Below are 5,984 nucleotides of genomic sequence, written 5' to 3'. Positions count from 1 at the left end.
GAGCTTTTGCTTTTAGATAATGAAATATCCCCAGCAAAACTAGGCATTAGAAGTGAGTTTACTGAGAGCTTATTAGATAAATTAATTAAAAACATCAATAATGAAAGTAAAGATATTAAAAGGTTAACAATAGGCATTGTTAATGATGTAGATTGCATAATAAAAGATAACTTAGTCAGCAGAATTAAAGATTTAAACAATGTAATTTTATTAAATGATTGCAATGATAAGAAATTTTTGAAAGATAATTACTTAAGTAGATTTGATCACATTATTTCTGTTAATTTTTTACATCAAATTGAAGACGTTGAATCTTTTTTCAAAACCTCAAACTAATGTTAAAAAGAAACGGAAAAATTCATGTAATTGATTTTGGTAAAATGGATCCAATATCTGTACTTACAGCCATATTTTTTCAAGAAAAAAATCTTGATGTAGAAACTGAAAAACGTACGCAGTTTTTTTATAAAGTTGATTACATTAAGAAAATAGCCAAAAAATATTTTTTTTAAAAATACTATGTTTTTGATAGAAAATAATATTGCTTATTATCTCGAATCAGAAAACTATACAGATCATATTGAGTTGATAAATAACTTAGAAAATGAAATTGGGTTAGATTTCGATAAGAAGATTGTTTTGCTGTCATTGGACTCTTTTAATGTGGATGTCTCTGATAAAACAACAATAAAAGAACAATTAAAAAATTATAATGAAAATTTAGAAGAAATCTTAAAAATAATATGGATGCAAAATTTGGATATAGATGATGTAGATAGAAATTCTAATTATTTTAAGCTTGGAGGAAATAGCTTATCTGCAACAAAGCTTCTAGTTGAGATAGAAAGAAGATTAAAATGCAAACTCACATTAAATGAAATTTTTTCAAATCCTGAATTTGAAAAAATGTTAAATTTGATAAATTCAAAACAGTTAGGTATGGAGGTAGTAGAAGGTGAAATATGATAGGAATAATTGGAGCTACTGGAGATATTGGTTCAGAATGTACTAAAATTTTGAATGGTTATGGAATCAAAGATATAAAGTTGGATATAGAAGAAAAGAAAAAGTTTATAAGAGTAAGAATACTTTTGCATTTATAGATTTGGATGATATAAATACTTGTATTGAGTTTGTTGATGGATGTGACTGTATTATAAACTGTTCAGGGTATTCAGATTCATCAATATTTAATTTAATAGATACAGTTAATAAAAACAAATGTATTCTCATTGACTTAAGTTATTATAATTTCTATGAGAAATCTGTTTTTGAAGGAGGAACAATATATCATGGAGTTGGTTCATCGCCAGGATTAATAGAAGCATTGCCAGTTATTATTTCTAGAGTTTTTGATAAAACCCTTAGTTTTCAAATGTATTACGCCTCTAATGGGGAATTTACTTATAATGCAGCCAAAGAATACTTGAGATATTTAAGTGAAGATGGTTTTTATGCAAGATCAATCTTAAATTCAGGAAAGATAGAACCCTATTTGGCAGGAGATAAAACAATAACATTGCCAATAAGCAGCGAAAGATGGGTGCCATTTCCGTATATTGATAAAAGAACTCTTAAAGTTTGTAGGCAAATAGGTGTGGAAAATGCCATATTCTATATGTGCATAAAGAACGGATATGTTTGCAATTTTTTAAAGAATATTCGTTCTGATAACATTGAAAATATAAATGTAATGGCACAAAAATTAGTGGATTTATCCAATTTGGATAATATTGAAAAAAAAGAATTTGGCGGATTTATCTTAGAGGCAACAGGAATAAAAAATAAAAATACTATAGATGCTAATATGATTTTAAAAAGCATTTCACCAACTAGATTAACGGCTCTAACAGTAGCAGCTGTTTCTATTTTAGCTCTAGAACATGGTAATAAAACTGAAATCAAAGATATGAGTGAGTTTCCTTTATTAAATAGTTTACTTGATAAGATGATGGAAATGGATACAACATTTTATTACAAATTGATGAAAGGAACAAATTTGAAATTGAATAATATCTTTGAAGGAGAAATATAAAATGAAAAAAAGATTGAAAGCCATAGTTTGTGGCACGAATTTTGGAGAATTTTATTTAAAAGCATTAAAGAGTGCCGAATCAGATTTTCAAATTGCAGGTATTATCGGAAGAGGAAGTGAAAGGTCAAAGACACTTTCAAAGAAATATAATGTACCACTGTATTTTAATGTTGAAGAATTGCCATCAGATATAGATTTAGCTTGCGTTATTGTTAGAAGTGAGGGAACAGGTGGGGATGGAACAGAATTGTGCATAGATTTACTAAATAAAGGAATAAACGTAATTCAAGAGCAACCTGTTTATCAAGAACATTTATATAAATGTTATAAGCTAGCAAGAGAGAAAAACCTTATTTACTTGACTGCAAATCTATATTCAAATTTATCAAATATGCAGAGCTTTGCAGTGTATGCAAAAAAATTAAATATATATTCTAAGTTAGAATATATAAGCGTTTCTTTTTCTACACAATTATCATATGTAGCTTTGGATTTATTAGCTATTTCTGGAATTTTAGGTGATTTGGAGTTGGATAATAATATAATAAAGGGATTAGGCCCATTTGATATATTATATGGAAATATAGGGAAATTACCTATTTTAATAGAATTCAATAATCAATTAAATCCCAAAACACCTGATTACAATATGCAATTAATGTATAGTTTTAAACTTTATTATGAAGATGGAGTATTATCGCTAAATGATGCGTATGGAGATGTTGCTTGGCGTCCAAGAACATATTTAAAAGGAGCTAAAGACGATTTAAATATAGGTAAAGAGTCAATCTACAAGGTTTTGAATTCTTTAAAAGAAACGAGTACTTCAAAATTTTTTCAAACATACTGGATTGATTCAATAACAGCAGAATTGATTAAAATGAAGAAAATATATGAATTCAGGCAAACTTGATATTCGTCGAGTAAACAGGGAACTATCAACATCTAAAAAATGGGAAATTTTGCAGAAAAAAGGGATTATGCAAAGTTTTTATAGACTCCATAAAGACTTGCATATCCTGCTTTTTTTCTGCAAAATTTCCCATTTTTTAGATGTTGATAGTTCCCTGTTTACTCGACGAATATCAAGTTTGCCTGAATTCATATATTTCTTCATTTTAATCAATTCTGCTGTTATTGAATCAATCCAGTATGTTTGAAAAAATTTTGAAGTACTCGTTTCTTTTAAAGAATTCAAAAACCTTGTAGATTGACTCTTTACCTATATTTAAATCGTCTTTAGCTCCTTTTAAATATGTTCTTGGACGCCAAGCAACATCTCCATACGCATCATTTAGCGATAATACTCCATCTTCATAATAAAGTTTAAAACTATACATTAATTGCATATTGTAATCAGGTGTTTGGGATTTAATTGATTATTGAATTCTATTAAAATAGGTAATTTCCCTATATTTCCATATAATATATCAAATGGGCCTAATCCCTTTATTATATTATTATCCAACTCCAAATCACCTAAAATTCCAGAAATAGCTAATAAATCCAAAGCTACATATGATAATTGTGTAGAAAAAGAAACGCTTATATATTCTAACTTAGAATATATATTTAATTTTTTTGCATACACTGCAAAGCTCTGCATATTTGATAAATTTGAATATAGATTTGCAGTCAAGTAAATAAGGTTTTTTCTCTCTTGCTAGCTTATAACATTTATATAAATGTTCTTGATAAACAGGTTGCTCTTGAATTACGTTTATTCCTTTATTTAGTAAATCTATGCACAATTCTGTTCCATCCCCACCTGTTCCCTCACTTCTAACAATAACGCAAGCTAAATCTATATCTGATGGCAATTCTTCAACATTAAAATACAGTGGTACATTATATTTCTTTGAAAGTGTCTTTGACCTTTCACTTCCTCTTCCGATAATACCTGCAATTTGAAAATCTGATTCGGCACTCTTTAATGCTTTTAAATAAAATTCTCCAAAATTCGTGCCACAAACTATGGCTTTCAATCTTTTTTTCATTTTATATTTCTCCTTCAAAGATATTATTCAATTTCAAATTTGTTCCTTTCATCAATTTGTAATAAAATGTTGTATCCATTTCCATCATCTTATCAAGTAAACTATTTAATAAAGGAAACTCACTCATATCTTTGATTTCAGTTTTATTACCATGTTCTAGAGCTAAAATAGAAACAGCTGCTACTGTTAGAGCCGTTAATCTAGTTGGTGAAATGCTTTTTAAAATCATATTAGCATCTATAGTATTTTTATTTTTTATTCCTGTTGCCTCTAAGATAAATCCGCCAAATTCTTTTTTTTCAATATTATCCAAATTGGATAAATCCACTAATTTTTGTGCCATTACATTTATATTTTCAATGTTATCAGAACGAATATTCTTTAAAAAATTGCAAACATATCCGTTCTTTATGCACATATAGAATATGGCATTTTCCACACCTATTTGCCTACAAACTTTAAGAGTTCTTTTATCAATATACGGAAATGGCACCCATCTTTCGCTGCTTATTGGCAATGTTATTGTTTTATCTCCTGCCAAATAGGGTTCTATCTTTCCTGAATTTAAGATTGATCTTGCATAAAAACCATCTTCACTTAAATATCTCAAGTATTCTTTGGCTGCATTATAAGTAAATTCCCCATTAGAGGCGTAATACATTTGAAAACTAAGGGTTTTATCAAAAACTCTAGAAATAATAACTGGCAATGCTTCTATTAATCCTGGCGATGAACCAACTCCATGATATATTGTTCCTCCTTCAAAAACAGATTTCTCATAGAAATTATAATAACTTAAGTCAATGAGAATACATTTGTTTTTATTAACTGTATCTATTAAATTAAATATTGATGAATCTGAATACCCTGAACAGTTTATAATACAGTCACATCCATCAACAAACTCAATACAAGTATTTATATCATCCAAATCTATAAATGCAAAAGTATTCTTACTCTTATAAACTTTTTCTTTTCTTCTATATCCCAACTTTATATCTTTGATTCCATAACCATTCAAAATTTTAGTACATTCTGAACCAATATCTCCAGTAGCTCCAATTATTCCTATCATATTTCACCTTCTACTACCTCCATACCTAACTGTTTTGAATTTATCAAATTTAACATTTTTTCAAATTCAGGATTTGAAAAAATTTCATTTAATGTGAGTTTGCATTTTAATCTTCTTTCTATCTCAACTAGAAGCTTTGTTGCAGATAAGCTATTTCCTCCAAGCTTAAAATAATTAGAATTTCTATCTACATATCTATATCCAAATTTTGCATCCATATTATTTTTAAGATTTCTTCTAAATTTTCATTATAATTTTTTAATTGTTCTTTTATTGTTGTTTTATCAGAGACATCCACATTAAAAGAGTCCAATGACAGCAAAACAATCTTCTTATCGAAATCTAACCCAATTTCATTTTCTAAGTTATTTATCAACTCAATATGATCTGTATAGTTTTCTGATTCGAGATAATAAGCAATATTATTTTCTATCAAAAACATAGTATTTTTAAAAAAATATTTTTTGGCTATTTTCTTAATGTAATCAACTTTATAAAAAAACTGCGTACGTTTTTCAGTTTCTACATCAAGATTTTTTCTTGAAAAAATATGGCTGTAAGTACAGATATTGGATCCATTTTACCAAAATCAATTACATGAATTTTTCCGTTTCTTTTTAACATTAGTTTTGAGGTTTTGAAAAAGATCAACGTCTTCAATTTGATGTAAAAAATTAACAGAAATAATGTGATCAAATCTACTTAAGTAATTATCTTTCAAAAATTTCTTATCATTGCAATCATTTAATAAAATTACATTGTTTAAATCTTTAATTCTGCTGACTAAGTTATCTTTTATTATGCAATCTACATCATTAACAATGCCTATTGTTAACCTTTTAATATCTTTACTTTCATTATTGATGTTTTTAATTAA

At 27.4% G+C, this 5,984-nt stretch carries 10 protein-coding genes; 5 read left to right on the top strand and 5 right to left on the bottom strand.

All coding sequences use genetic code 11. The features are described from left to right. From DRZ96_RS10480 to DRZ96_RS01335, 5 genes are all read left to right on the top strand, one after another. Positions 1-336, top strand: a 336-nt coding sequence (locus tag DRZ96_RS10480) for a hypothetical protein (protein ID WP_172605447.1), incomplete at its 5' end; no start/stop codon positions are given. A gap of 189 nt (positions 337-525) precedes the next feature. Further along, positions 526-966: a phosphopantetheine-binding protein gene (locus DRZ96_RS01345; protein ID WP_172605446.1), complete on the top strand. Its 441-nt coding sequence runs from the start codon at positions 526-528 to the stop codon at positions 964-966. Then, entirely contained in the window at positions 963-1,103 is a 141-nt protein-coding gene (locus DRZ96_RS10475) for a hypothetical protein (RefSeq protein WP_172605445.1), read from the top strand. The genes DRZ96_RS01345 and DRZ96_RS10475 overlap by 4 nt, the downstream gene beginning before the upstream one ends. 2 nt (positions 1,104-1,105) lie before the next feature. Further along, positions 1,106-2,035, top strand: coding sequence for a hypothetical protein (locus tag DRZ96_RS01340; RefSeq protein ID WP_112889290.1), 930 nt, complete (start codon positions 1,106-1,108; stop codon positions 2,033-2,035). 1 nt (position 2,036) lies between these two features. Continuing rightward, positions 2,037-2,948 (top strand): Gfo/Idh/MocA family oxidoreductase, encoded by a 912-nt coding sequence (locus DRZ96_RS01335; RefSeq protein WP_218563575.1) that lies wholly within the window; start codon positions 2,037-2,039, stop codon positions 2,946-2,948. A 426-nt stretch (positions 2,949-3,374) separates the two neighbouring features. On the opposite strand, the gene DRZ96_RS10680 is transcribed toward DRZ96_RS01335, so the two are convergent. The 5 genes from DRZ96_RS10680 to DRZ96_RS10670 form a co-directional block, all read right to left on the bottom strand. Beyond that, positions 3,375-3,626, bottom strand: a complete 252-nt coding sequence (locus tag DRZ96_RS10680) for a hypothetical protein (RefSeq protein ID WP_218563574.1) — start codon at positions 3,624-3,626, stop codon at positions 3,375-3,377. Continuing rightward, complete coding sequence (locus DRZ96_RS10675) at positions 3,595-4,032, bottom strand: Gfo/Idh/MocA family oxidoreductase (RefSeq protein WP_218563573.1); 438 nt, start codon at positions 4,030-4,032, stop codon at positions 3,595-3,597. Before DRZ96_RS10675 ends, DRZ96_RS10680 begins: the two co-directional genes overlap by 32 nt. 1 nt (position 4,033) lies before the next feature. Continuing rightward, positions 4,034-5,107, bottom strand: a complete 1,074-nt coding sequence (locus DRZ96_RS01325; protein ID WP_036762256.1) for a saccharopine dehydrogenase family protein — start codon at positions 5,105-5,107, stop codon at positions 4,034-4,036. Further along, a complete protein-coding gene (locus DRZ96_RS01320) occupies positions 5,104-5,325 on the bottom strand; it encodes a phosphopantetheine-binding protein (RefSeq protein ID WP_112889289.1) in 222 nt (73 codons plus the stop codon). Before DRZ96_RS01320 ends, DRZ96_RS01325 begins: the two co-directional genes overlap by 4 nt. A 371-nt stretch (positions 5,326-5,696) precedes the next feature. Then, on the bottom strand, positions 5,697-5,984 hold a 288-nt coding region (locus DRZ96_RS10670; RefSeq protein ID WP_218563572.1), incomplete at its 5' end, for a hypothetical protein.

It is taken from the genome of Peptoniphilus harei (genome assembly GCF_900454685.1).
GTDB lineage: Bacteria > Bacillota > Clostridia > Tissierellales > Peptoniphilaceae > Peptoniphilus_A > Peptoniphilus_A harei.
This window is presented reverse-complemented; position numbering and strand designations above follow the sequence as displayed.